Origin of the sequence: Pseudomonas sp. BF-B-30, from assembly GCF_019956305.1 — a bacterium.
Lineage (GTDB): Bacteria > Pseudomonadota > Gammaproteobacteria > Pseudomonadales > Pseudomonadaceae > Aquipseudomonas > Aquipseudomonas jessenii.
Genome location: NZ_JAHBDG010000082.1, coordinates 15,092 through 37,927 on the forward strand (window position 1 = coordinate 15,092; position 22,836 = coordinate 37,927).

23 protein-coding genes are annotated in these 22,836 nt (G+C 58.7%); 16 read left to right on the forward strand and 7 right to left on the reverse strand.

Annotated features, from left to right (window positions below; translation table 11 throughout):
* Window positions 1-80: 80 nt before the first annotated feature.
* The gene (locus KGB29_RS26975) at window positions 81-1,043 is read left to right on the forward strand and encodes a LysR family transcriptional regulator (protein WP_154909768.1); all 963 of its coding nucleotides are present in this window, start codon (window positions 81-83) and stop codon (window positions 1,041-1,043) included.
* On the opposite strand, the gene KGB29_RS26980 is transcribed toward KGB29_RS26975, so the two are convergent.
* Both KGB29_RS26980 and hexR read right to left on the reverse strand, forming a co-directional pair.
* Complete coding sequence (locus KGB29_RS26980) at window positions 985-1,194, reverse strand: PA3496 family putative envelope integrity protein (RefSeq protein WP_085723603.1); 210 nt, start codon at window positions 1,192-1,194, stop codon at window positions 985-987. The two genes, KGB29_RS26975 and KGB29_RS26980, sit on opposite strands and share 59 nt — an antisense overlap.
* 219 nt (window positions 1,195-1,413) lie before the next feature.
* The gene (hexR, locus tag KGB29_RS26985) at window positions 1,414-2,280 is read right to left on the reverse strand and encodes a transcriptional regulator HexR (protein WP_007954250.1); all 867 of its coding nucleotides are present in this window, start codon (window positions 2,278-2,280) and stop codon (window positions 1,414-1,416) included.
* 348 nt (window positions 2,281-2,628) lie between these two features.
* On the opposite strand from hexR, the gene KGB29_RS26990 reads away from it, so the two are divergent.
* A complete protein-coding gene (locus KGB29_RS26990; protein ID WP_150812697.1) occupies window positions 2,629-2,940 on the forward strand; it encodes a hypothetical protein in 312 nt (103 codons plus the stop codon).
* A gap of 80 nt (window positions 2,941-3,020) precedes the next feature.
* On the opposite strand, the gene KGB29_RS26995 is transcribed toward KGB29_RS26990, so the two are convergent.
* Window positions 3,021-5,891, reverse strand: coding sequence for an EAL domain-containing protein (locus tag KGB29_RS26995; RefSeq protein ID WP_154909767.1), 2,871 nt, complete (start codon window positions 5,889-5,891; stop codon window positions 3,021-3,023).
* Window positions 5,892-6,147: 256 nt separating this feature from the next.
* Between KGB29_RS26995 and uvrD the strand changes: the two genes are divergently transcribed.
* The 4 genes from uvrD (at window position 6,148) to KGB29_RS27015 (ending at window position 10,531) form a co-directional block, all read left to right on the forward strand.
* Window positions 6,148-8,331: a DNA helicase II gene (uvrD, locus tag KGB29_RS27000; protein WP_057712700.1), complete on the forward strand. Its 2,184-nt coding sequence runs from the start codon at window positions 6,148-6,150 to the stop codon at window positions 8,329-8,331.
* 155 nt (window positions 8,332-8,486) lie between these two features.
* Complete coding sequence (locus tag KGB29_RS27005; protein WP_007971691.1) at window positions 8,487-8,927, forward strand: EamA family transporter; 441 nt, start codon at window positions 8,487-8,489, stop codon at window positions 8,925-8,927.
* 179 nt (window positions 8,928-9,106) lie between these two features.
* Entirely contained in the window at window positions 9,107-9,985 is an 879-nt protein-coding gene (locus KGB29_RS27010) for a Tim44 domain-containing protein (protein ID WP_057712698.1), read from the forward strand.
* A 138-nt stretch (window positions 9,986-10,123) separates the two neighbouring features.
* Window positions 10,124-10,531: an SMI1/KNR4 family protein gene (locus KGB29_RS27015; RefSeq protein WP_003187120.1), complete on the forward strand. Its 408-nt coding sequence runs from the start codon at window positions 10,124-10,126 to the stop codon at window positions 10,529-10,531.
* Window positions 10,532-10,553: 22 nt separating this feature from the next.
* Here KGB29_RS27015 and KGB29_RS27020 read toward each other — a convergent pair whose 3' ends face one another.
* Window positions 10,554-12,317 carry a cation:proton antiporter gene (locus tag KGB29_RS27020; protein ID WP_057712697.1) on the reverse strand — a complete coding sequence of 588 codons (1,764 nt, stop codon included), beginning with the start codon at window positions 12,315-12,317 and terminating at the stop codon, window positions 10,554-10,556.
* Between the two features lie 289 nt (window positions 12,318-12,606).
* On the opposite strand from KGB29_RS27020, the gene KGB29_RS27025 reads away from it, so the two are divergent.
* Complete coding sequence (locus KGB29_RS27025; RefSeq protein WP_057712696.1) at window positions 12,607-13,089, forward strand: acyl-CoA thioesterase; 483 nt, start codon at window positions 12,607-12,609, stop codon at window positions 13,087-13,089.
* 126 nt (window positions 13,090-13,215) lie between these two features.
* Here the strand turns inward: KGB29_RS27025 and pdxY are convergent, their stop codons facing one another.
* Window positions 13,216-14,088 carry a pyridoxal kinase PdxY gene (gene pdxY / locus KGB29_RS27030; protein ID WP_057712695.1) on the reverse strand — a complete coding sequence of 291 codons (873 nt, stop codon included), beginning with the start codon at window positions 14,086-14,088 and terminating at the stop codon, window positions 13,216-13,218.
* A 119-nt stretch (window positions 14,089-14,207) separates the two neighbouring features.
* Here pdxY and KGB29_RS27035 point away from each other — a divergent pair, with 119 nt between their 5' ends.
* Window positions 14,208-14,621, forward strand: coding sequence for a DUF3301 domain-containing protein (locus KGB29_RS27035; RefSeq protein ID WP_150812694.1), 414 nt, complete (start codon window positions 14,208-14,210; stop codon window positions 14,619-14,621).
* A gap of 4 nt (window positions 14,622-14,625) precedes the next feature.
* Here the strand turns inward: KGB29_RS27035 and KGB29_RS27040 are convergent, their stop codons facing one another.
* Window positions 14,626-15,597, reverse strand: coding sequence for a CobW family GTP-binding protein (locus KGB29_RS27040; protein ID WP_223616501.1), 972 nt, complete (start codon window positions 15,595-15,597; stop codon window positions 14,626-14,628).
* Between the two features lie 27 nt (window positions 15,598-15,624).
* Here KGB29_RS27040 and KGB29_RS27045 point away from each other — a divergent pair, with 27 nt between their 5' ends.
* Entirely contained in the window at window positions 15,625-15,981 is a 357-nt protein-coding gene (locus tag KGB29_RS27045; protein ID WP_154909763.1) for an NADH:ubiquinone oxidoreductase, read from the forward strand.
* Between the two features lie 15 nt (window positions 15,982-15,996).
* Here KGB29_RS27045 and zigA read toward each other — a convergent pair whose 3' ends face one another.
* Window positions 15,997-17,202 (reverse strand): zinc metallochaperone GTPase ZigA, encoded by a 1,206-nt coding sequence (gene zigA / locus KGB29_RS27050; RefSeq protein WP_154909761.1) that lies wholly within the window; start codon window positions 17,200-17,202, stop codon window positions 15,997-15,999.
* A 142-nt stretch (window positions 17,203-17,344) separates the two neighbouring features.
* Here zigA and KGB29_RS27055 point away from each other — a divergent pair, with 142 nt between their 5' ends.
* The 7 genes from KGB29_RS27055 to KGB29_RS27085 all read left to right on the forward strand — a co-directional run bounded on the left by KGB29_RS27055 (window position 17,345) and on the right by KGB29_RS27085 (window position 22,811).
* A complete protein-coding gene (locus KGB29_RS27055; RefSeq protein ID WP_154909760.1) occupies window positions 17,345-17,722 on the forward strand; it encodes a glutamine synthetase in 378 nt (125 codons plus the stop codon).
* A gap of 135 nt (window positions 17,723-17,857) precedes the next feature.
* On the forward strand, window positions 17,858-18,754 hold the full coding sequence (folE2, locus tag KGB29_RS27060; RefSeq protein WP_154860858.1) for a GTP cyclohydrolase FolE2: 897 nt from the start codon (window positions 17,858-17,860) through the stop codon (window positions 18,752-18,754).
* Window positions 18,751-19,419, forward strand: a complete 669-nt coding sequence (locus KGB29_RS27065; RefSeq protein ID WP_154909758.1) for a metal ABC transporter ATP-binding protein — start codon at window positions 18,751-18,753, stop codon at window positions 19,417-19,419. Before folE2 ends, KGB29_RS27065 begins: the two co-directional genes overlap by 4 nt.
* Window positions 19,419-20,285: a metal ABC transporter permease gene (locus KGB29_RS27070; RefSeq protein ID WP_150812687.1), complete on the forward strand. Its 867-nt coding sequence runs from the start codon at window positions 19,419-19,421 to the stop codon at window positions 20,283-20,285. The genes KGB29_RS27065 and KGB29_RS27070 overlap by 1 nt, the downstream gene beginning before the upstream one ends.
* Before the next feature lie 11 nt (window positions 20,286-20,296).
* A complete protein-coding gene (locus KGB29_RS27075; RefSeq protein WP_154909756.1) occupies window positions 20,297-21,172 on the forward strand; it encodes a metal ABC transporter substrate-binding protein in 876 nt (291 codons plus the stop codon).
* Window positions 21,169-21,729: a carbonate dehydratase gene (locus tag KGB29_RS27080; RefSeq protein ID WP_057712685.1), complete on the forward strand. Its 561-nt coding sequence runs from the start codon at window positions 21,169-21,171 to the stop codon at window positions 21,727-21,729. The genes KGB29_RS27075 and KGB29_RS27080 overlap by 4 nt, the downstream gene beginning before the upstream one ends.
* A 194-nt stretch (window positions 21,730-21,923) precedes the next feature.
* Window positions 21,924-22,811 (forward strand): His/Gly/Thr/Pro-type tRNA ligase C-terminal domain-containing protein, encoded by an 888-nt coding sequence (locus tag KGB29_RS27085; protein WP_057712684.1) that lies wholly within the window; start codon window positions 21,924-21,926, stop codon window positions 22,809-22,811.
* The last annotated feature ends 25 nt before the right edge of the window (window positions 22,812-22,836 follow it).

A 22,836-nucleotide genomic window follows, 5' to 3' on the forward strand; every position in this document is an offset into this window, starting at 1 on the left:
CAAAAATGAATAAAAATTGGGTCGTGCATAAGTAAAGACTTATAGTTGATTCACCAGCCAGCGACGAGAGCGACCAGATAATGCGTAAGTCATTGATGCGTATGACTTTGCGGCAATTGCAGATCTTCAACGAGGTCTGTGATTTGCGCTCCTACAGCCGCGCGGCCGAGGAAATGTCGCTCACACAACCTGCCGTCAGCCTACAGATTCGTCAACTTGAAGAGCTGATTGGCCAGCCGTTGTTCGATTACGTCGGCAAAAAACTCTACATGACCGAAGCGGCTGAAGCGTTACAGCGGGCCAGTCGGGATATTTTCGGGCGCCTGGAAAACCTCGACATGCAACTGTCGGACATGCAGGGCTCGTTGCAGGGGCAACTGAAGCTGGCGATTGAATCCAGCGCCAAATACTTCGTGCCGCATCTGTTTGCCGCGTTCAAACGCCAGCACCCGGAAGTGAACCTGCAACTGACGGTGGTCAATCGCGGTCAGGTCATTCGGCGCCTGTCGGACAACCGCGATGACCTGGTGATCATGTCCATGGTGCCTCAGGACATGGGCCTGGAATTCCTGCCGTTCCTGAACAACCCGATCGTCGCCGTGGCGCCACCGGATCACCCGCTGTGCCATATGGGGCCGCTGCGCTTGCAGGATCTCGAGCCCTACACACTGCTGCTGCGTGAGCCAGGCTCAGGGACGCGGCTGGCGTGCGAAGAATATTTCAAAGAGAAGCGCGTGCACTTCAACCAGACTCAGGAAGTCTCGTCTGCCGAAGCTCAGCGTGAATGTGTACTGGCGGGCCTGGGCGTTGCGCTATTGACGCGCCACGCCCTGAGCCTTGAACTGGCAACCGGTGGGCTGATCGAATTGCCGGTCGAAGAACTGCCGCTATTCCGTAGCTGGTGCCTGGTGCAGGCCAAGGCAAAGCGCCTGTCACCGGTGGCTCACGCCTTCCTGGCGTTTATCCGTAGCGAACGGATTCAGATCAGCGCGCTGGTTGAGCGTTTCGACGGGAAGCTACGGGAGATGTCTGCCAAAAGTTAAGTTCCAGCTCTGGAAAATCGCCAATCTCGGCCAGAAGCTGACGGCGTTCGCAGCGATCTTCGATGGCGCGACGGAATTCCATGCGGCGCTGATCTTCTTGCTGACGACGGGTTTTGACAGCGCTGTTGCGTTCTTCGTAGGGCATGGCCATTTCGAGTCTCCCAAGGCGAGTACGGGAGTTTCAGGATAGGCACCGGGGATGACGATTTGGCGGCTCGGGCGTTACAAACTGATGAAAATTGCGGTGCATTCGAGGCCGCCATCGCGAGCGAGCTCACTCCCACTGGTTCTGCGGCGCGCATGATCAAATGTGGGAGCGAGCTTGCTCGCGATAAGGTCGGAACGACCTTCATGCAATCTCAGGCCTGGCTCAATCGTCCAGCGCTTTCACCGACTTGGGCGACAACCGCAAGCTGCGCAGGCTGCGCTTGACGCTCTTGAGGTGGTTGACCAGGCTCGGGCCACGCGCCATGGCCACGCCCATCGCCAGCACGTCGATCACCACCAGGTGGGCGATACGCGAAGTCAGCGGCGTATAGATTTCAGTGTCTTCATGCACATCGATCGCCAGATTGACCGTAGACAGTTCGGCCAACGGCGTCTGGCTCGGGCACAAGGTGATCAACGAGGCACCGCTTTCACGCACCAGGTTGGCAGTGATCAGCAGGTCCTTGGAGCGCCCGGACTGGGAAATGCAGATCGCCACGTCGGTTGGCTTGAGCGTCACGGCCGACATCGCCTGCATGTGCGGATCGGAATACGCCGCAGCGGTGAGCAGCAAGCGGAAGAACTTGTGCTGGGCGTCCGCCGCGACCGCACCCGAGGCACCAAAGCCATAGAACTCGACACGCTGGGCCTGGGACATCAGCGTCACCGCCCGCTGCAATTCCAGCGGATCGAGTTTCTCGCGAACCTCCATCAGCGTATGCAGGGTGGTGTCGAAAATTTTCAGGCTGTAGTCAGCGACCGAATCATCCTCATGGATCGCAAACTGGCCAAAACTTGCACCTGCCGCCAGGCTCTGGGCCAGCTTCAGCTTCAGGTCCTGAAAGCCGGAACAACCGATGGCACGGCAAAAACGCACGATGGTCGGTTCGCTGATGCCCACGCTGTGGGCCAGGTCGGCCATGGAACTGTGCATCACGGCCGCAGGATCAAGCAGCACGTGGTCGGCGACCTTGAGCTCCGACTTGCGTAACAGGTGGCGAGACTGGGCGATGTGTTGCAGCAGATTCAAAGGGCTGGACTCTTTGTTATTGGCAGGTGCCGGGGATGTAGCACGCTTGTAGTTATACTACATGAATCGGCTTTTTGCCTGCTCAATGCGTTACCGAATCCCTCGATTTCAGGTGCGGACACCTCATGTAGCCCTCGTCGACAGATGTAAACCAGTGATCGATCAGGCCCACAAGAAAACGATAACCTCCGATCGAGCCACTGGAAGTTCAGATAACGACTAAATAACAAATAAAATCAAACATACAAACTTACATAGTCCCAGAACAAGTATCACCAAAAACAAAGCTGACCTTGCTACATTAATTGCGCAGGAGCAAAACAACTTATTAAAAAGGAATTAAATACAATGAGCATTCAAACAAAAAACTGGACTGTACAAATTGACCGTATGCCTGGCGCCGCTTCTTTTCGAGTATTCGGCACTGTAACCGTTGCCAACTCCGGCATTACACCCAAGCTGGTATTAAGCCAGGTACAGGACACTCCTTTTCTGCCTCTGGAGCTGGTCCTTGAGCGTACTGCTGATATTTCACTGCCGGTTTTAACAGACAAAATAGTAGAATACAAAGTGCTTGGAAACCACGCCCCAACCAGCGTTGGTATCTTTTACAACGGCGGATTACTGCATCACATCGATGAGATTGTAATCACCGACTAATTAGTTTTCATCCTTACGTAACACCGTGCCTCCCGCCGGTTAACTATTACCGTCGGGAGGCATGATATTACGATAGCAATTCATTCGACGCGTGGCTCTCTTAGCAAGGCTGCCAAGCTTTGCGCCTCCACCGGCCGACTGATCAGGTAACCCTGAACCTCGTCGCAGCGCTCACTCTTGAGAAACTCAAGCTGCTCCTGCCGCTCCACGCCTTCCGCGACGACCTTCAATGACAAGCCATGAGCCATGGCAATGATCGCCCGGGTGATCGCCGCATCCTCGGTGCCTTCCCCCAGCCCCCGGATAAACGCCTGATCGATCTTCACGTAATCCACCGGAATCCGCTTGAGGTAACTCAGAGACGAATACCCCGTGCCGAAATCATCGATGGCCAGCTTCACCCCCAGATCACGCAATTGCTGGAAGGTCGCGATGATATGTTCGACGCTATCGAGCAACTGGCTTTCAGTGAGTTCCAGCTCCAGCAGATGCGGCGCCAGCCCGGTCTCTTCCAGCACCTGCCGCACCAGACTGACCAGCTTGCCTTGGCGCAATTGATGCACCGACAGATTGACCGACACCCGAATTGCTTCGAGTCCCTGCCGTTGCCACTCACAGGCTTGCCAGCAGGCCTGACGCAGCACGAACTCACCGATCGGGCCGATCAATCCGGTTTCTTCAGCCAGACCAATGAAATCCCCCGGCGGCACGCGGCCCATGGTCGGATGATCCCAACGCACCAAGGCTTCTGCGGCATTCAACCTGCCAGTGGCCAGGCACAGTTTCGGTTGGTAAAACACCTTCAGTTGTTTGTCTTCGATGGCTTTGCGCAAGTGGTTTTCCAGCTGTAAACGCTCCAACGTGCTGGCTTGCAAGCTGTCGGTGTAAAACTGGAAATTATCGCCACCCAGGTGTTTGGCGTGCTGCATTGCCATGTTCGACTGACTGACCAGTGCCGATACTTCCCGCGCGCTGTCCGGCAACAAGCTGATGCCCATCGACGCGCTGAGCACCAGCTCATGCCCGTCAATGCTCACCGGCAAACGCAACTTGTTCGCCAGACGAGTCGCCACTCTCGCCAGGCTCGAAAGGTTGCCGTAGGAATTGAACAGCACGGCAAACTCATCACCGGAAAGGCGCGCGATGGTGTCTGCTTCAGGCAATGCATTCACCAGTCGCCGGGCCATTTTCTGCAATAACTGATCGGCGACTTCATGCCCCAGGCTGTCGTTGAGTTGCTTGAACCGATCGAGATTGATGTGCAGCAACGCCAGGCTGCGATAACCGCCCTGCCGCACTCGTTGATGAGCCTCGTTGAGTCGTTCGCGAAACATCGCGCGGTTGGCCAGACCGGTAAGTTCGTCGTAATGGGTCAGATAGCGCATACGCTGTTCGGACTCTCGACGAGCCGAGAGATCAGCGAAGAAGCCCACAATATGGCTCACATTTCCCCGGACATCGCGCACGGCATTCAGTTGCAGCCATTGCGGATACATCTCGCCGTTCTTGCGGGTTTCCACCAATTCGCCCTGCCAGCTGCCTTGCTGTTCCAGCGCCTGATGTATCGCGGAGTAATGCCTACGCGCATCGCGACTGCATGGCAACTCGACGACATTGCGTCCGATCATGTCGTCGATGTCATAACCGGTCACCCGACTGAAGGCTTGATTGATCGCGATCAGGACGTAGTTAGGATCGAAAATCACGATCCCTTCGCTGGCCGCCTCGAACACGGTCGCCGCCAATTGCCGCTGCTCTTCCAGACTTTTGCTGGCGCTGATATCGCGGCGAGTGCCGACCATGCGAATCACCCGGCCGTTGTCGGCACGCTCGACTGCCCGCCCGCGGTCCTCGATCCAGACCCAGTGGCCGTCGCCATGCCGCACGCGATACTCGATTTGATAGTCCTCGGTGCGGCCCTTCAAATGCTCGACCAGCGCCCTTTTCAGCGCAGGAAGATCCTCGGGGTGAAGGCGCGGCTTGAGGTGACGCAATATCGCCGTGACCTGTTCCGGCTCCAGGCCGAACAATTCCTGAATTTGTGTGTGATGGACTTCGTCGGTTTGCAGATTCCAGTCCCACAACCCCAACTCGCTGGCCTTCAATGCCAGCGCCAGGCGCGCCTCACTCTTGCTCAGTGCCTGATTGGCGGCGTCCAGTTCCAGGCTGCGCTGAGCGACTCGGTTTTCCAGGTCGACCTGGATCTCTCGCAATTCGTCCTCGGCACGTCGGCGCTGTTCTATCTCCTTGGCCAGCTTCTGATTGAGCTGATCACTGCAGCTTTGCGCCTGCTGCAGATGCTCGATCAGTGCCTGGTTCTGAAAGCGTCGCATCAAGCCCCGATCGATCAATCGATTGACTTGCCAGGCAACCACGCTCAACGCACCGAGCAGGATCAGCCCGAACCAGCCCCAACCTTGCTGCTGTTCGTCAGCCCCCCAGAACATATAGGCGATGGCCGGCAACAGGCAGGGCAAGGTGAATGACAGGAAGGCCGGCAAGCTGACCGCATAAGCCACGCTGGCCGAGAGCGCTGCGGCACCGATGAGGCCGAAGACCCAGGCTTGCTGAATGAAGTTATCGGCGGGAACCAGGGCGATGCCGGCACCGGCCAGGGTCAGACCGGTGAGGCCGGAGCCCAGCAGAAACATCCGCCGCCAGATGGGATGGGCCTGACGGTTGGGAATGGCCGAATCAAAGGCTGCGACCTGAATCACCCGCAATGCCACCAATGACAACAACCACACCAGCCAGACACTGACCAGGAAATAGCGCTGCGGGCTCCAGAGCAAACCGGCACAGACCAGGCCATTGATCAGCATGAACAACGTGGGCAGCAGCGAGCCTTGATACAACAGGCGCGTGCGCTCGACCGCCATTTCCATGGCGTACTGTTTACGGATCACCCGGGGCTCCACAGTGGGGCCCGACAGGTCGAAGCTGAGGGTCATAGGCGATGTTCTTGTTCTTATAATGATGAGCATGTGCCCGAAACTGCTCGGAGCATACACAAGCAATTGCCCGGACCAAACTGCTGCTGATCAATAAATCGCCAATTTTTTCGGACGCCGATGCCACTGAAAATGCTGAAGGCACGCCCCGCCAATGCCTGCAGCCGATGACTGACCGGTCGTCCTTCGCATAACTTTCATCGGTTAAAGCGAAGCGGGGTTTGCCCGGTGTGTCGCGGCCCCCTAGAATGCCCCGATGCGCGATGATCTCTCCCTTCTGCTGAACTCCCTCAACGATGCCCAACGCCAGGCCGTAGCGGCCCCCGTGGGTCGTCAGTTGGTCCTGGCCGGTGCTGGTTCCGGTAAAACCCGAGTGCTGGTGCACCGTATCGCCTGGTTGATCCAGGTCGAAAACGCCTCGCCCCACTCCATCCTGTCGGTGACCTTCACCAACAAGGCCGCTGCCGAGATGCGCCAGCGCATCGAGCAGTTGATGGGTATCAACCCGGCCGGCATGTGGGTTGGCACCTTCCACGGCCTGGCGCATCGCCTTCTGCGGGCACACTGGCAGGAAGCGGGCTTAAGCCAGACCTTCCAGATTCTCGACAGCGATGACCAGCAGCGGTTGGTCAAGCGGGTGATCCGCGAGCTCGGCCTGGACGAACAGCGTTGGCCGGCCCGTCAGGCCCAATGGTTCATCAACGGCCAGAAAGACGAAGGCCTGCGCCCGCAACACATTCAAGCCAGTGGCGACCTGTTCCTGGCAACCATGCGCGGTATCTATGAGGCCTACGAGGCCGCCTGCCTGCGTGCCGGTGTCATCGACTTCTCCGAATTGCTGCTGCGCGCACTCGATCTGTGGCGCGATCACCCAGGCCTGCTCGCTCACTATCAAAAGCGTTTCCGGCACATTCTGGTAGACGAGTTCCAGGACACCAACGCCGTGCAATACGCCTGGTTGCGCCTGTTGGCCAAGGGTGGCGACAGCCTGATGGTGGTGGGCGACGACGACCAGTCGATCTACGGCTGGCGCGGCGCGAAAATCGAGAACATCTACCAGTATTCCGAAGACTTCCCGGACGCCGAAACCATTCGCCTGGAGCAGAACTATCGCTCCACCGCCGGCATCCTGAAGGCTGCCAACGCCTTGATCGCCAACAACACCGGGCGCCTGGGCAAAGAGCTTTGGACAGACGGTGGCGACGGAGAAGCGATCAACCTGTACGCCGCCTTCAACGAGCACGACGAAGCACGCTACGTTGTCGAAACCATCGAAAGCGCGCTGAAAACCGGCTTGTCTCGAAGCGATATCGCGATTCTGTACCGCTCCAACGCCCAGTCGCGGGTTCTGGAAGAAGCCTTGCTGCGCGAGCGCATTCCCTACCGCATCTATGGCGGTCAGCGCTTCTTCGAACGCGCCGAAATCAAGAACGCCATGGCCTACATGCGCTTGCTCGAAGGCCGCGGTAACGATGCTGCGCTGGAACGGGTCATCAACGTACCGGCCCGTGGCATCGGCGAGAAAACCGTCGAAGCGATCCGCGACCATGCGCGCCACAGCGATGTGTCGATGTGGGAAGCGATGCGCCAACTGGTGGCCAACAAAGGCCTGACCGGTCGCGCAGCCGGTGCCCTCGGCGCGTTTATCGAGCTGATCGAGAACCTCGCCGCCAAGTGCATGGAAATGCCACTGCACCTGATGACCCAGACCGTCATCGAGCAGTCGGGGCTGATCGCCTATCACGAAGCGGAAAAAGGCGAGAAAGGCCAGGCCCGGGTAGAAAACCTTGAGGAACTGGTCAGCGCCGCGCGCAACTTCGAAAACAGCGAAGAAGACGAAGACCTGACGCCATTGGCAGCATTCCTTGGTCATGCGTCGCTGGAAGCCGGTGATACCCAGGCCGACGAGCACGAAGACAGCATCCAGCTGATGACCCTGCACAGCGCCAAAGGCCTGGAGTTCCCTTACGTGTTCCTGGTGGGCATGGAAGAAGGCCTGTTCCCGCACAAGATGAGCCTGGAAGAACCCGGCCGCCTGGAGGAAGAGCGTCGTCTGGCCTACGTAGGCATCACCCGGGCCATGCAGAACCTGGTGATGACCTTCGCCGAAACCCGCCGCCTGTATGGCAGCGAGACCTACAACAAGGTGTCGCGCTTCGTACGCGAAGTTCCGAAAGGCCTGATTCAGGAGGTGCGGCTGTCCAACAGCGTCAGCCGTCCGTTCGGTGGCAACCAGTCGATGAGTGGCAGCAACCTGTTCAGCGGCAGCGAGATTCCGCAGACCGGCTTCAGCCTGGGCCAGACTGTGCGCCACTCGATCTTCGGTGACGGTGTGATCCTCAACTTCGAAGGCGCCGGGGCTCAGGCCCGGGTGCAGGTGAACTTCAGCGAAGGCAGCAAGTGGTTGATGCTGGGTTATGCCAAACTGGAAGCAATCTAAAGATCGTCGAAGGATCAATGTGGGAGCGGGCTTGCTCGCGAATACGGTGGATCACTCTCTATCGATGTTGCCTGACACTCCGCTTTCGCGAGCAAGCCCGCTCCCACAAGGTTCTGTGTAGTCTCCAGGTTCATGTAAGCAATCAAGGAACCGTCATGGGCTCAGGCTTTTTTTCCTCCTGGACATTCTGGGCCCTGTTATCCGCGGCATTCGCGGCAATGACCGCCATTTTCGCGAAAGTCGGCATCGAAAACGTCAACTCCGACTTCGCCACCCTGCTGCGTACGATAGTGGTATTGGTCAGCCTGGCCTTGATTTTGTACGCCACGGGCCAATATCAGTCCTTGGGATCGATCTCTGCGAAGAGCTACCTGTTCCTGCTGTTGTCGGGCCTTGCCACCGGTGCATCGTGGATCTGCTATTTCCGCGCACTCAAGGTCGGTCCGGCGTCACTGGTTGCTCCAGTGGACAAACTCAGCGTGGTGCTGGTGGCTGTCCTTGGCGTTGTCCTGCTGGGTGAAAAACTCGACTTGCGCCAATGGGGCGGAATAGGCCTGATCACGGCCGGGGTGGTCATGCTTGCCCTGCGACGCTAGGCAAGCGTCCTACAAGCCCTGTCCACTCATCTGACAGATCAAAGTCAAAAGGCCTTATTGCACGGACTGGAGCTGAACACGACCTGTCAGGCAAAAGCCCGAAACACTCTGCCGCTAGCCAGCAACACTTCACCTGTGCAACATGGCGCGCGTGCCTTCCACAAATGGGAATTCCCTTTATGAAACGTTTTCTTAGCATCGCCATGGCGTTGTGCATCGGCCTGACGATGAGTCTCGACGTCAATGCCGCCAAGCGCTTCGGTGGTGGCAAAAGCGCAGGCGCTGCGCCGACTCACCAGACCAGCCAGATGGCTCCTTCTTCTCCAGGCATGGGTGGCGCTGCGGCGACCGCTGGTGCTGCCGGTGCCGCTGGCGCTGCTGCCAAGGCCGGTGGCGCTTCGCGCTGGCTCGGCCCACTGGCCGGTATCGCGGCCGGTGGCCTGCTCGCATCCATGTTCATGGGTGACGGCTTCCAGGGCATGCAGATCTTCGACATCCTGATCATGGCCGTCATTGCGTTCCTGGTCTTCCGTTTTATCGCCGCCCGTCGTCGCAAGCAGCAGGAGCAGTACGCTCCGGCTGGCCACGCGCCGATGCAACGTGAGGCGTTCGAACAAAAGCCTGCCGGCGGTTCGATCTTCGGTGGTTCGGCAGCGCCTGTTGCCGCTCGCCCGGTGATCAACGCCCCAGCCTGGTTCAACGAAGGAAACTTCGTCGAAGCGGCACGCAATCACTTCCAGTCCCTGCAACAGCACTGGGACGCCAACGAAATGGACAAGATCGCCGAGTTCGTGACTCCGCAAATGCTGGAGTTCCTCAAGCGTGAACGTGCTGACCTGGGCGACGGCTTCCAGTCCACCTACATCGATAACCTCAATGTACAGCTGGACGGTGTGGACGATCGCGCCGACAAGACCATCGCCACCCTGACCTTCACTGGCCTGTCGAAAACCTCGCGTTTCGACCAGGGCGAAGTCTTCAGCGAAAGCTGGAACATGGAACGTGCACAGGGCGAAAACCAGCCTTGGCTGGTAGCCGGTATCCGCCAGAACGGCTGATCACCCTCCGCGTTTCACTTGTTGTAAACAAAACCCCGGCCCAGGCCGGGGTTTTCTATTTCGCGGTTGCATCTATAGCAAGCTACTGTATAAACCGCCCCATATAAACCGCGCCATACAAGCAAGAGGATCCCGGACGTGGAAGAAATCATCGAACAACTGCGTGAAGCCAACGAACCGGTACCGGTCCCCTTGGAGTTGCCCGACGAAGACCTGCTGGTCGAAATCGAAGAACAACTGTTCATCGACATTCCGTTCGTCTTCAGAGAATTTCTGCTGACCGTCAGCGATGTGGTCTACGGCAGCCTGGAACCGGTCACTGTGACCGACCCGCAATCCCACACCTACCTGCCCGACGTTGCCGCCAACGCCTGGGACGCCGGCGTCGATCGCAGCCTGATCCCGATCTGCCAGGACGGTGATGACTACTATTGTGTCGAAGAAGACGGCACCGTGGTGCTTTGGCAGGCCGAAGAAGAACTGATCGCCGAAGAGACCTGGGAGTCGGTTTGGCACTGGGCACGGGACGTCTGGCTGGAAAGCTGATCCAGTCAACGCCGCGGGGTGGTCAATGCCCGGACGACTCCTTGTGATTGTCGAGGGTTTCCAGCAACGCCACCTGCATCCGCGTATGCACACGAATGAACCAGCGCCACAACAGCGCCGCCACGGCGGCCGCGACCACGGCGATCAGTACCAGCAACTTGTTGGTCGGCAGAATACTGGCCGACAAGGCTGCCAGCAGAAAAAAGATCACCAGCAGCGACAGGATCGGGATCACTTCGGCGATCACCCGGCGCACTCGCTGCGTGTGGCGCCCGGCCATCTCCGGCTTCACGCCCATTTCCGCGAGCAACATCGACAGCGCCTTTAGCTTGCGGTACGCCGCAATCAAAAAAGGCAGCGATAACAACAGCGCCCCGCCCCAGATCAACGCCTTTTGCCAGCTCGGATCGCTGATCCAGCCTTGCAGGTAAGCCGACATGCGTTCGGCGAAGTACGCGCCCGAGAAGAAGATCGCGATCACCAGCGCTAGATTGACGCCCACCTGCAGCAAGATCCTGCGAATCATGGATGCCAGTAACGCGCCCTCACCCTGCGGCTGGATGCTGCGCAGCCATTCGCCATACATCCCCAGCACCCGCCCCAAGCGTTCTGGCATCGCGCTGGCAAGCTTGATCGACAATGGATCAGCCGCACGGATCAGATAAGGCGTCAGCAGGGTCGTGATCACCGAAACCGCCACAGCCACGGGGTATAAAAAGTTACTGGTGACCTGCAACGTCATGCCCAGTGCCGCGATGATGAAAGAGAATTCGCCAATCTGTGAAAGACCCATCCCGACTCGCAGTGAGGTACGTCCGTCATTGCCGGCGATAAATGCACCAAGGCCGCAGGACAACATCTTGCCGAGCACCACGGCTACGGTGATTACCGCGATTGGCCAGGCGTACTGAAGCAGGATTGCCGGATCGAGCATCAGCCCGATGGCCACAAAGAAAATCGCACTGAAAAGATCGCGAACCGGTTCAATCAAACGCTCGATTTTCAGCAGTTGCCGGGATTCCGCCATGATCGCGCCGATCAGGAATGCACCGAGGACCATGCTGTATTCAAGCTTGACCACTAGCAGGCAGAAGCCAAAACACAGGCCCAGCACCGTGATCAGCAGCATTTCGTTGCTTTCGAATCTGGCGACGTAGGCCAACAGTCGCGGCACCATCAGGATGCCAATGACCAAGGCGACGATCATGAACAGCGACAGTTTGCCGACCGTGGAAAACACTTCGCCGGAGCTGACCGTACCGCTGACTGCGATGCTGGACAGCAGCGCGATGATGCCGATGCCCAGAATGTCTTCGACGATCAGCACTCCGAATATCAACTGGGCAAACCGCTCGTTTTTCAGCTTCAGATCATTGAGCGCCTTGACGATGATGGTGGTCGAGGAAATCGCCAGGATCGCGCCGAGGAACAGTGAATCCATGGTGTTCCAGTCGAACCAGCGACCGATCTCGTAGCCGATCCAGATCATCAGCACGATTTCCAGGAATGCCGCGATGAATGCCGTGGCACCGACCTTGAACAACTTGCGCAGGCTGAACTCCAGGCCCAGGCAGAACATCAGGAATATCACACCGAGCTCGGCCAGGGTCTTGATGGTTTCTTCGTCGTGGATCAGGCCGAATGGCGGGGTGTGCGGGCCAATGATGAAACCGGCGACGATGTATCCCAGTACCACCGGTTGTTTCAGGCGATGGAAGACCACGGTGACCACGCCTGCGATCAACATGATCACTGCCAGATCCTGAATGAAACTGATGGCATGCATGGCGTGAGACTCCCTGGGTGGTATTGCTCGATCCCCGGACGCAGGAAAAGTCTGATCGAGCAGAACAAAAATCGGAATTGCACGTAGGAAATGCCCTTGAGGCGGGGCTTTTTTGCAGGGTAACACCGCGACTTCTGGCAGAAAGGCGGTGCAATATATGGAAACAGATCGATCCGGCGTGACGGCGACCCGGCACCCGGCGTCCCGATAACTGTTGGTTTGAAAAAAAACCGCCGAGGCACCCGCAGAGGTGCATCCCTCAAACCTGGCCTTGACCCGTGAGAATGCTATGGAACCCGGAAACGCCCAGCTGTCGATGACGGTATTGATGACCCCCGACATGGCCAATTTCTCTGGCAATGTTCACGGCGGCACCCTGCTCAAATACCTCGACGAAGTGGCCTACGCCTGCGCCAGCCGTTATGCCGGCCGCTATGTGGTGACCTTGTCGGTGGATCAGGTCATTTTCCGTGAGCCGATCCATGTCGGCGAACTGGTGACCTTCCTGGCCTCGGTCAACTACACCGGCAACACCTCCATGGAGGTGGGCATCAAAGTGGTGACCGAGAACATCCGCGAACGCTCGGTGCGCCATACCAACAGTTGCTTCTTCACCATGGTCGCGGTGGATGAGCAGCGTAAACCTGCATCGGTACCACCGCTGCAACCGCAGAACAGCGAAGACAAGCGCCGCTATATGCAGGCCCAGCAGCGTCGGCAGATTCGTCAGGAGCTGGAAAAGCGCTATCAGGAAATCAAGGGCGACGCCTGAGCTGGTCTGTCAGGCTGATGGTGTTCGTTAGATAGCCATTCGCGAGCAAGCCCGCTCCCACACTGGATCTATGCAATACCGAAGATCAAATGTGGGAGCCTGCTCGCGAATGGGGGCAACGCAGAATCAAAGGCTGATCGAGGTCGCCTCGAACCGCACCCGCGGATGGGCAATCCGGTCCTGAGCCCGAACCAGTTCCAACTCGTAGCTGGCACAAGCCTGGGTTTCCAGCAGTACTTCATGCACCGCCGATGCCGTGAACTCGAACGCGGCCACCAGGCTGTCGCCCAGCAGCACACGCGCCAGGAACAGGCCGGACGTCAGATCGCCCACGCCCACCGGCTGACGCGGGAACGCCAGCAACGGGCGCTGCAAATGCCAGCTGCCTTCGGCCGTCACCAGCAGCATCTCGAAGACCTCAGCAGACTTGCCTGGGTAGTCCAGATGCTTGACCAGCACCGCTTTCGGACCGCGCACCAACAATGCACGCGCCATTGCCAGGCAATCGAACAGCGACTGCGGCTTGCGTCCGGAGAAGCTGTCCAGCTCCAGCTGGTTCGGGCACATGAAGTCCGCCACGGCGGCGGCCTCCTCCAGCAGAAAATCACTGACCTCCGCCGGAACACTGCAGCCCTTCTCCGGATGCCCCATGACCGGGTCACACAGGTACAGCGCCTTGGGGTTCATCGACTTGATCCGCTCCACCCCCGTCAGGATCGCCCGGCCCTGGGCCGCACTGCCGAGGTAACCGGAGAGCACCGCATCGCAGTTGCCCAGCTCGCCAATCGCCGCGATGCCTTCGACCAGGTCAGGTATCTGGTGCGGCGCCAACACTTCACCGGCCCACTGACCGTACTGGGTGTGATTGGAGAACTGCACAGTGTTGAGCGGCCAGACATTCACCCCGACCCGTTGCATCGGGAATACCGCGGCACTGTTGCCGGCGTGACCGAATACCACGTGGGACTGGATAGCGAGCAAATGCGGTGTACGTTTCATGCGGTGGATTTCCGTAAAACGATTGAAATTCTAGCCGCGCAGTATGCGACTAAACGCAGCCTGTACGACAGACCAGCGACACAGTTAAGCTGACACTATCTTGTTGGAGCACCCTGTTGATGCTGACCCTTGGAAATATATTCGTGCTGATGCTGTTCGCCACTGCCGGCGCATGGCTATGGCACAACCACGGCTTGCGCGAGCGCGCGCTGGAGCGGGTCAAGCAGCATTGCGGCAAACTCGGGATCGAATTGCTCGACGGCAACGTGGCCTTGAAAAGAATCGCGTTCATCAGGGATGCCAGTGGTCGGCGACGCCTGGCCCGTGTGTATAACTTCGAGTTCACCGTGACGGGCGAAACCCGCCACAACGGTACCATCACCCAATTCGGCGCTCACAGCGCACAGATTGAGCTCGCGCCCTACCCGGTCCCGTTCGACGAAACCGAACCGGTGGTCGAAGTGGCGAAACCTCGCGCGCAAGTGATCGAGCTGAGCCAGTGGCGTCAGGAACACACCAAGTGGCGACCTTGAGCCATTAACCCGATCCGGATCGACATGCTGCCAGCTCACGCTGCAGTCGTTCTGCGTTCTGCGTTTCACTGAAAATCAGCTCGATACGCGAATCCTGCCGCCATTCACTGGGCTGCCAGTCCAGCACCGAGTTATCCACAGCGTTCGCCGAGACCCACCCGTGGGCGCTGTGGATAACCAGCTTCGCCCGCTTCCAGCCAAGGCAGTCAAGCCACCGGCCAACCAGAGCGGCATCAAACACCTGGCTTGGGTGCCAACGCCATCCGATGCTCCAGCCTCCGTCCTGTTCCTGACTCAAGCAAATGGGCAACGCGGGATCACTCCAGACCGCCGGCAGCCGCGCCAATCCCTTGGGCAAGACGAAGTTATCCACACCTGCCAGCGCTTTGGCATGCAGCCCCGGCAACTCGCTCAAGGGTAAAGCCGCCTGTTGCGTCCAGTGCAGGGGGAGCGGCGGCAATTGCCCGGTGATTCGCTGGCGGCTTTCTTCTTCGAGTTCTTCAGACTTGTTCAACAGTAACAATCCCGCATGGCCCAGCGCTTGCTGTTGAACATCCGGCAGCGGTTTGCCCGCGGCGAGCGACTGGGCATCCAACACCAGCACACAAGGCTGGACAGCCAATACGCCTTGCCACGGCGCTTCGCTCAATTGCCTGAGCAGCTGCGCCGGATGCCCCAGCCCCGAGGGTTCGATGAACAGCCGATCCGGTTGTGCCTTGCGCAACAAGCGCCCAAGACCAATCTGAAACGGCGCACCGTTGACGCAACACAAGCAGCCCCCGGCCACTTCCCCCAGTGCGATACCATCGGCGTCCTGGGTCAGTAGCGCAGCGTCGAGACCGATCTGGCCAAACTCGTTGATCAACACCGCCCACCGCTCGCCAGCCGGGCGCTGGGCCAGCAGGTGCTTGATCAGGCTGGTCTTGCCGGCACCCAAGGGGCCGGCAATGACATGAGTGGGGATATTCTGCAGCATGGTTGATGATTTCTGAGGAGGTGATGGATGCGGTTGATTGGCTTGGCGTTGCTCCTGGCACTCGTTTCAGGCGAAGCGCTGGCCCAGGCTTGTGTGGTTCATAGCCAGGGCGAGCGGCTTGATGTCCAGGTTTGCCAGCAGAACCGCAACATCCCGCCAAAACTCTTCGCCGATGGTTTCTGCCAACCGAACCTGGCTGGGCAGAAAGTCGATGTGCAGTATGTCGATCAATGTCCCGGCGGCGCATTTGGTATCTGCAGCAACGCCCAAGTCGCCAATATGCCCTACCGACAGGATATTCACTATTACGACGTTGCCACCGACGCGGCGTATTTGCAGCCGTACTGCGAGGCCCAGAACCAGGGCACCTGGATCAGGCCCTGAAGCGCCAGCAGAGGATCAGGCAGCTTCTTCGTACCAAGGGCCGAATGGATCAGGCAGCAAATGCCAGCCCTCTACGCCCAGCGCCATTTCCTCATCGGTCAGCAGACATGCGTCCAGCTCGGCCGCAAGCTGCGTGAAGTCGATGTTCTGGCCGATGAAAACCAGTTCCTGACGACAGTCCCCGCTGTCAGCGGTCCAGTTTTTCATGATCCCGGCGGTACTTTCTTCGTCTTGCGGCCATTGGTTTTTCGGTACGAAACGCCACCAGCGTCCGGCGAAGCCGTAGCGCATCAAACCACCGGCCTGAGACCAGCTGCCGGCATCCATGTGCTTGCTCGCCAGCCAGAAAAAGCCCTTGGAGCGCAGCAGTTTGCCGTTGTCCCAAGGACCGTCGATGAAGTTGAAGAAACGCTGTGGATGGAACGGTCGGCGAGCCCGGTAAGCACTGGAAGCAATGCCGTATTCTTCGGTTTCCGGCACATGCTCGCCGCGCAGCTCCTGCAACCATCCCGGTGCCTGGGCAGCCTTTTCGAAGTCAAAACGACCGGTGTTGAGAATCTTGTTCAAGGGGATTTCACCCATCGACATCGCAATGATTTCCGCCCTGGCGTTGAGCCGTTCAAGTATGGCGATCAACTCCTCACGCTGGTGGCTGCTGATCAAGTCGATCTTGCTGAGCAAAATCACATCGGCGAACTCGACCTGCTCAATCAACAGATCGGTAATCGAACGTTCGTCTTCCTCCCCTAGTGTTTCTCCTCGGGAAGCCAGGCTATCGGCAGCCTGGTAATCGAGCAGGAAGTTCATGCCATCGACCACCGTGACCATGGTGTCCAGACGTGCGATGTCGTTGAGGCTCTGGCCGTTTTCATCGCGGAAGGTAAAGGTTTCCGCCACCGGCAGCGGTTCGGAAATACCAGTGGACTCGATCAGCAGATAGTCGAAGCGACCCTCCCTGGCGAGTTGGCTCACTTCCTCCAGCAAATCTTCACGTAACGTACAGCAAATACACCCGTTACTCATTTCCACCAACCGTTCTTCAGCCCGATTAAGGCTGACATCGCGCTGGACTTCGGTGCCATCGACGTTGATTTCGCTCATATCGTTGACGATGACTGCAACCCGCAAACCATCGCGATTACGTAGTATGTAATTAATAAGTGTACTTTTTCCGGCACCAAGAAAGCCGGAGAGAACGGTCACGGGGAGTCGATTGGACATCTGTATATTCCTCACAGGGATGCCCGGTCGCTGTGTCGGGCTTACACAATGTTATACTGTAACAACATCAATAAGCCATCCCCTCTTGCTCAGCAGGGCAAACGACAGGATGCTGAACGCCGCTACCCTCGTGAGAAAGCCCATGCGCAACGCCCTTAAACCCGTATTGATCATGCTCCCCCTGCTGGTGGCTGCCGACGCGATGGCACAGGTCCCGAGCCTGGCCAAGTGCACTCGCAGCGCCAACCTGCTGGCCTGCGTGGATGCGGATGGCAACGCCTACAGCGTCAATACCGCCGGAAGCACGATCTATTTGCGGGGTTTCGAAGTAGCCGGAAAACGCTATTGGGCACAAACCAGCAGCCGCTACGGCCAGCTTACGTTTTTCACCGGTATCGCTTCCGACGGCGAGACCTGGGTTGGCTACAACCGGCGCGTCGGCTGGACCACGATCAACCGGTTTTCCAGCTCCGGCGGAAGCAGCGCCAGGTTCACCTGCAGCCGGATCGCTGGCTGTTAGGCCGGCTTGTTTTTCTGCTCTTGCTGCCAGGCAAATGACGTCTGTGCATGATGAAGACCTGTTCATGAAAAAGGCATCGTCGACTTGATCGTAATACTATAACATTACCAATCAACTCCCACGATGGACCTGCTCATGAATGCGCTGACTCTGCCGGATATCGCCGCGCAGGCCTCACGCCAAGCCCTGCCACTGGAGTGGGTGGGCATGTGCGGCATTGCTCTTCCCGTTTTGTTTGAGGGCCAACGACTGAATGCAAAGGCCGATGCCGGCGTGAGCCTCGACGATGGCAACGCGCGTGGCATTCACATGTCACGGCTCTATCTGGCACTTGAATTGTTGGAACAGGAAAGCCTTTCAGCGGCTTTATTGCGGCGGGTTTTGCAGCGTTTTCTTGAGAGCCATGAAGGGCTGTCCAGCAGCGCCCACTTGACCCTTCACGCCGATTTGTTGCTGAAAAGGCCCGCGCTAATCAGTCCATTGGCGGGCTGGAAAAGCTATCCGATCAGCATCGAAGCACGTTTGAAAAACGCAATGTTCCACGTGGAACTAAAAATCGAGGTGCCTTATTCCTCAACCTGCCCGTGTTCTGCTGCTCTTTCTCGACAGTTGATTCAGCAGCAGTTCGTCGATGATTTCACCAACAAGCCACTGCAACACGCCGACGTTTTAGCGTGGCTCGGCTCCACGAATGGCATCGTCGCCACACCTCACAGCCAACGCAGCAGCGCAAAGTTGCGCGTACGGCTGGCTGATTTTTTGGACGAGTTGCCTCTGATTGCCGTCATCAATGACGCTGAAGCCGCACTCGGCACAGCCGTTCAAACAGCGGTAAAACGCGCCGACGAACAGGCCTTCGCCCTCGCCAATGGTCAGAACCTGATGTTCTGTGAGGACGCCGCACGCCGCTTGAATCTGGCCCTGAAGCGCTCCACGGGCATTAACGCCTTCCACATTCGTGTGATCCACGCCGAAAGCCTGCACGCCCACGACGCCGTAGCCGAAAGCCGTTTCAACTGGGAGGTCGCATGATCGGTTGCCACGCCTTGCGCTGGGGCGCACTGGGGCAGCCACTGACGCCAGCGCTGGACTTCGAACTGTCGAATGGCAGCCTGACTGCCATCATCGGTGCGAACGGCTCCGGGAAAAGCAGCCTGCTGAAGGTCATCGCCGGCCTGCAAAAACCGTTGGCCGGAAAGGTTCGACTGGAGGTTCCACTCAAGGGCGGTGTGTCGTTCCTGCCCCAGCAACAACACTTGGACAGGCAATTTCCGATCAGCCTTCAGGCATTGGTCGCCGCCGGTTTCTGGGGCAACAAACAATCACCGGTAATCCGTAGCCAACGACTGGCAACCGTCCTCGAAAACTGGTGCCTGAATGGCCTGGAAGATCGACCCTTGATGGCCCTTTCCGGCGGCGAATTGCAACGCGCCCTGCTCGCCCGATTGAGCCTGACAGACGCACCCGTGCTGTTGCTCGATGAACCCCACGCGGCCCTCGATGAACTCGGTCAGGCATTGCTCTGGAAACACATACACGATTGGCACCTCGACGGCCGGACACTGGTGGTCGTGTGCCATGACCTCGCCGCTGTTCGCGAGCACATCCCACATACATTGCTGATCAAAAGCAACGGTTGTGTATTCGGCCCGAGCGCCGAACTGATCCGCCAACAACCTCAATCGCAGGTGGCCTGATGATCGCTGCCGCGCATCTCTGGCAACCGTTCCACGAATTCGTGTTCATGCGCCGAGCGCTTCTCGGTGGATTGGTCCTGGCATGCAGCACGGCGCCCCTGGGGGTATTTCTGATCCTCAGACGCATGAGCCTGATCGGTGATGCCGTCGCCCACGGCATCCTCCCCGGTGCGGCGTTAGGTTTCTGGTTTGCCGGGTTGAGCCTCCCGGCGTTGACCATCGGTGGCCTCGGCGCGGGCCTGAGCATGGCAGGCCTCGCGGCCTGGATTACGCGACGCACCGGCCTGCGAGAGGACGCCAGCCTTGCGGCGATCTACCCGATTTCCCTGGCCGGTGGCGTGCTGATTCTCGGCATCGCCGGCAAACGCCTGGACCTGTTGCACCTGCTGTTTGGTTCCGCGCTGGCAGTCGACGGCCCGACCTTGACCGGCATGCTTTGGGTCTCGGGCCTGAGCCTGATGGCCATGGCACTGATCTACAAACCACTGCTGCTCGACACCCTCGACCCACTTTTTCTGCAAACCGTCAGCCGACTCGGCCCACTGGCCCACGGCGTATTCCTGACGCTGGTGGTGTTGAATCTGGTCATCGGCTTCCAGGCGATCGGCGCGTTGATGGTAGTCGGCCTGATGATGTTGCCTGCCGCCGCGGCACGTTTCTGGAGTCGCCGCCTGCCAATACTGATCGTCGTCGCCACCGTGCTCGGCAGCCTCTCGGTATGGCTCGGTTTATTGATCTCGTTCTATTACTCGCTGCCCAGTGGCCCGGCAATCGTGTTGGTGGCCGGCGGTGGATATCTGTTGTCCGTGGTGTTTGGGCCGGTGCACGGCTTGCTGCGCCACCCGCCTTTGCTCACATCCCAATGAGGTGTTAACCGATGCGCGCTTTACTTGTGCTGTTCAGCTTGATGGTGTCGATGTCACTGTCTGCCGCCGAAAAACTTCAGGTGGTCACCAGCTTCAGCATCCTTGCCGACATGACCCGGCAGGTTGGCAAGGATCACATCCAGATCACCAACATGGTCGGCCCGGACGCGGATGCGCACACGTACGAGCCGACACCGGACGACGCCAAAGCGCTGCTCAAGGCCAGGCTCATCATCAAGAACGGCCTGGGTTTCGAGCCCTGGCTGGATCGCCTGGTGACGAGCACGGAGACTCGGGCGCCGGTCATCAGCGCAAGCCACGGTGTCATACCCCGTAGCCTGGATGAAGACGGCGAAACCGTTCCCGACCCGCACGCCTGGCATAACCTGGCGAACACCGAGCTGTACATCACCAACATCACCAAAGCGCTGATCGCCGCTGACCCGGCGAACACCGCCGACTATGAGCGCAACAGCCAGCTGTACCTGAAACAGGTCTACACCCTGCTCGCCGAAGCCAAGGCCAAACTCGGCTCACTGCCACCGGGCAACCGCAAGGTCGTGACGTCCCATGATGCCTTCGGTTATCTCGGCCAAGCCTACGGCATCGAGTTCATGGCACCTCAAGGACTCTCAACCGAGCGCGAGCCTTCAGCCGCCGAAGTGGCCGCACTGATTACCCAGATTCGTCAGGCCAAGGTCAAGGCGGTGTTCATGGAAAACATCAAGGACGCCCGCCTGCTCAAGCAGATCGCGGATGAAAGCGGCGCTCAGATCGGCGGCACGCTGTACTCCGATGCCCTGGCGGCGAGTGGTCCGGCCAGCACCTTCACAGGGTTGTTCGAGTACAACCTCAACACCCTTTACAACGCGTTGAGCAAGCCATGATCCGCAAGAACCCCTCTGGAGATTTACCGCTGATTGCCGAATCGGCCTACGTCGACAAGACGGCAATCATCTGCGGCAAAGTGGTGATCGGGGAGAACGTGTTCGTCGGCCCCTACGCGGTGATACGTGCTGACGAAGTCGATGACTCGGGCGACATGCAGCCGATCACCATCGGCGCCAACTCGAACATCCAGGACGGCGTGGTGATCCACTCCAAATCCGGTGCGGCGGTGACCATCGGCGAATTCAGTTCCATCGCCCACCGCTCGATCGTTCATGGGCCCTGCACCGTTGGCAATCGAGTGTTCATCGGCTTCAACAGCGTGCTGTTCAACTGCGTGGTCGGTGACGGTTGCGTGGTGCGGCACAACTCGGTGGTCGATGGTCGTGACCTGCCTGAAGCTTTCTACGTACCTTCCACCACGCGGATCGGCCCCAACACCGACCTCTCGCAATACCCGCCGGTGAGCGTCAGTGCTTCGGAATTTTCCGAAGATGTGGCGCGCACCAACGTCGACCTGGTACGCGGCTACAAGGCCCTGCAAAACGAGTTCTGAGCATGAGTAGCGCGCTGATTCGCAATGCCCGCGTTGCTGGAACCGGTCGCGGACCAGATTTTGCCAATCACCACACTGGCGGCCAAAACCAGCCATCGTGTCAGGACAAATTGCCTGGCATGACAAACGTCTTAATGAAGCACCCCTACGGTTTATGCGATAACGCTCGTTAGAAGCACCAGAGTACGCCGACCATGATCCAGATCACCCTGCCCGATGGTTCATTGCGTGAGTACGACCAGCCGCTGTCCGTGCACGAGGTGGCCGCCAGCATCGGCCCCGAACTGGCCATCGCGGCCGTCGCGGGAAGGGTCAATGGTGTACTGGTGGACTGCGAATACCTGATCGAGGCGGATGCCCGGGTCAGCATTGTCACCCCCCGGGAGCCGGACGGCCTGGAGATCCTGCGTCGCTCCTGTGCATTGATGCTGGCCATGGCAGTCAAGCAACTCCACCCTCATGCGCAATTGCGTGCGGGAAAGGAACTGGGTGACGGTTTCTATTACGAGTTTGCAGTCGAGCAACCGCTGACCCCCGCAGACCTGCCTCTAATCGAAGCGCGTATGCAGTCATTGGCAGCAACCAATCACTCGATCCGTCGTCGGCCGGCGCGCGAAGCCGTGTCGCTGTACCGTCTGGGGGACGCCGAGTACCAGAGCCATGGACCGCACGTCCCAACCACCAAAGTCTTGCAGGCGTTTGCCCTCGATCACATCAGCGGCACGTTGCAACAACGGATCTACGGCACCTGCTGGTCCAGCCATCAGGAGCTGCAACACTGGCGCGTTCCACCCCATGTGGTCGTCGTGAGCATGGATGAACGTCAGGCGACTTATGCACAAGCGGTGACCGAGTCCTTGCGCCAAAAAGGCGTGCATGCAAAGGCCGACCTGCGAAACGAAAAGGTCCGCTACAAGATTCGCCAGCACAGCCAGACCGTGCCGTTCCTGGTCGTGGTTGGCGAAATGGAACAGGCTGGGGGGTTCGTCAGTGTGCGCAGTCGCACGGGGGAGGATTTTGGCCGGATGGCTGTCGAGGCGGCGTGTGAGTGGTTAAGTCGGCCGGGGATTCAGGGCGGTTGAATGGACGCTTTCGCGAGCAGGCTCG

Coding starts and splice junctions, on each gene's coding strand:
- KGB29_RS26975 (WP_154909768.1), top strand. CDS start 81: ATGCGTAAGTCATTGATGCGTATGACTTTGCGGCAATTGCAGATCTTC.
- KGB29_RS26980 (WP_085723603.1), bottom strand. CDS start 1,194: ATGGCCATGCCCTACGAAGAACGCAACAGCGCTGTCAAAACCCGTCGT.
- KGB29_RS26990 (WP_150812697.1), top strand. CDS start 2,629: ATGAGCATTCAAACAAAAAACTGGACTGTACAAATTGACCGTATGCCT.
- KGB29_RS26995 (WP_154909767.1), bottom strand. CDS start 5,891: ATGACCCTCAGCTTCGACCTGTCGGGCCCCACTGTGGAGCCCCGGGTG.
- uvrD (WP_057712700.1), top strand. CDS start 6,148: ATGCGCGATGATCTCTCCCTTCTGCTGAACTCCCTCAACGATGCCCAA.
- KGB29_RS27005 (WP_007971691.1), top strand. CDS start 8,487: ATGGGCTCAGGCTTTTTTTCCTCCTGGACATTCTGGGCCCTGTTATCC.
- KGB29_RS27010 (WP_057712698.1), top strand. CDS start 9,107: ATGAAACGTTTTCTTAGCATCGCCATGGCGTTGTGCATCGGCCTGACG.
- KGB29_RS27020 (WP_057712697.1), bottom strand. CDS start 12,317: ATGCATGCCATCAGTTTCATTCAGGATCTGGCAGTGATCATGTTGATC.
- KGB29_RS27025 (WP_057712696.1), top strand. CDS start 12,607: ATGGAACCCGGAAACGCCCAGCTGTCGATGACGGTATTGATGACCCCC.
- pdxY (WP_057712695.1), bottom strand. CDS start 14,088: ATGAAACGTACACCGCATTTGCTCGCTATCCAGTCCCACGTGGTATTC.
- KGB29_RS27035 (WP_150812694.1), top strand. CDS start 14,208: ATGCTGACCCTTGGAAATATATTCGTGCTGATGCTGTTCGCCACTGCC.
- KGB29_RS27040 (WP_223616501.1), bottom strand. CDS start 15,597: ATGCTGCAGAATATCCCCACTCATGTCATTGCCGGCCCCTTGGGTGCC.
- KGB29_RS27045 (WP_154909763.1), top strand. CDS start 15,625: ATGCGGTTGATTGGCTTGGCGTTGCTCCTGGCACTCGTTTCAGGCGAA.
- zigA (WP_154909761.1), bottom strand. CDS start 17,202: ATGTCCAATCGACTCCCCGTGACCGTTCTCTCCGGCTTTCTTGGTGCC.
- KGB29_RS27055 (WP_154909760.1), top strand. CDS start 17,345: ATGCGCAACGCCCTTAAACCCGTATTGATCATGCTCCCCCTGCTGGTG.
- folE2 (WP_154860858.1), top strand. CDS start 17,858: ATGAATGCGCTGACTCTGCCGGATATCGCCGCGCAGGCCTCACGCCAA.
- KGB29_RS27065 (WP_154909758.1), top strand. CDS start 18,751: ATGATCGGTTGCCACGCCTTGCGCTGGGGCGCACTGGGGCAGCCACTG.
- KGB29_RS27070 (WP_150812687.1), top strand. CDS start 19,419: ATGATCGCTGCCGCGCATCTCTGGCAACCGTTCCACGAATTCGTGTTC.
- KGB29_RS27075 (WP_154909756.1), top strand. CDS start 20,297: ATGCGCGCTTTACTTGTGCTGTTCAGCTTGATGGTGTCGATGTCACTG.
- KGB29_RS27080 (WP_057712685.1), top strand. CDS start 21,169: ATGATCCGCAAGAACCCCTCTGGAGATTTACCGCTGATTGCCGAATCG.
- KGB29_RS27085 (WP_057712684.1), top strand. CDS start 21,924: ATGATCCAGATCACCCTGCCCGATGGTTCATTGCGTGAGTACGACCAG.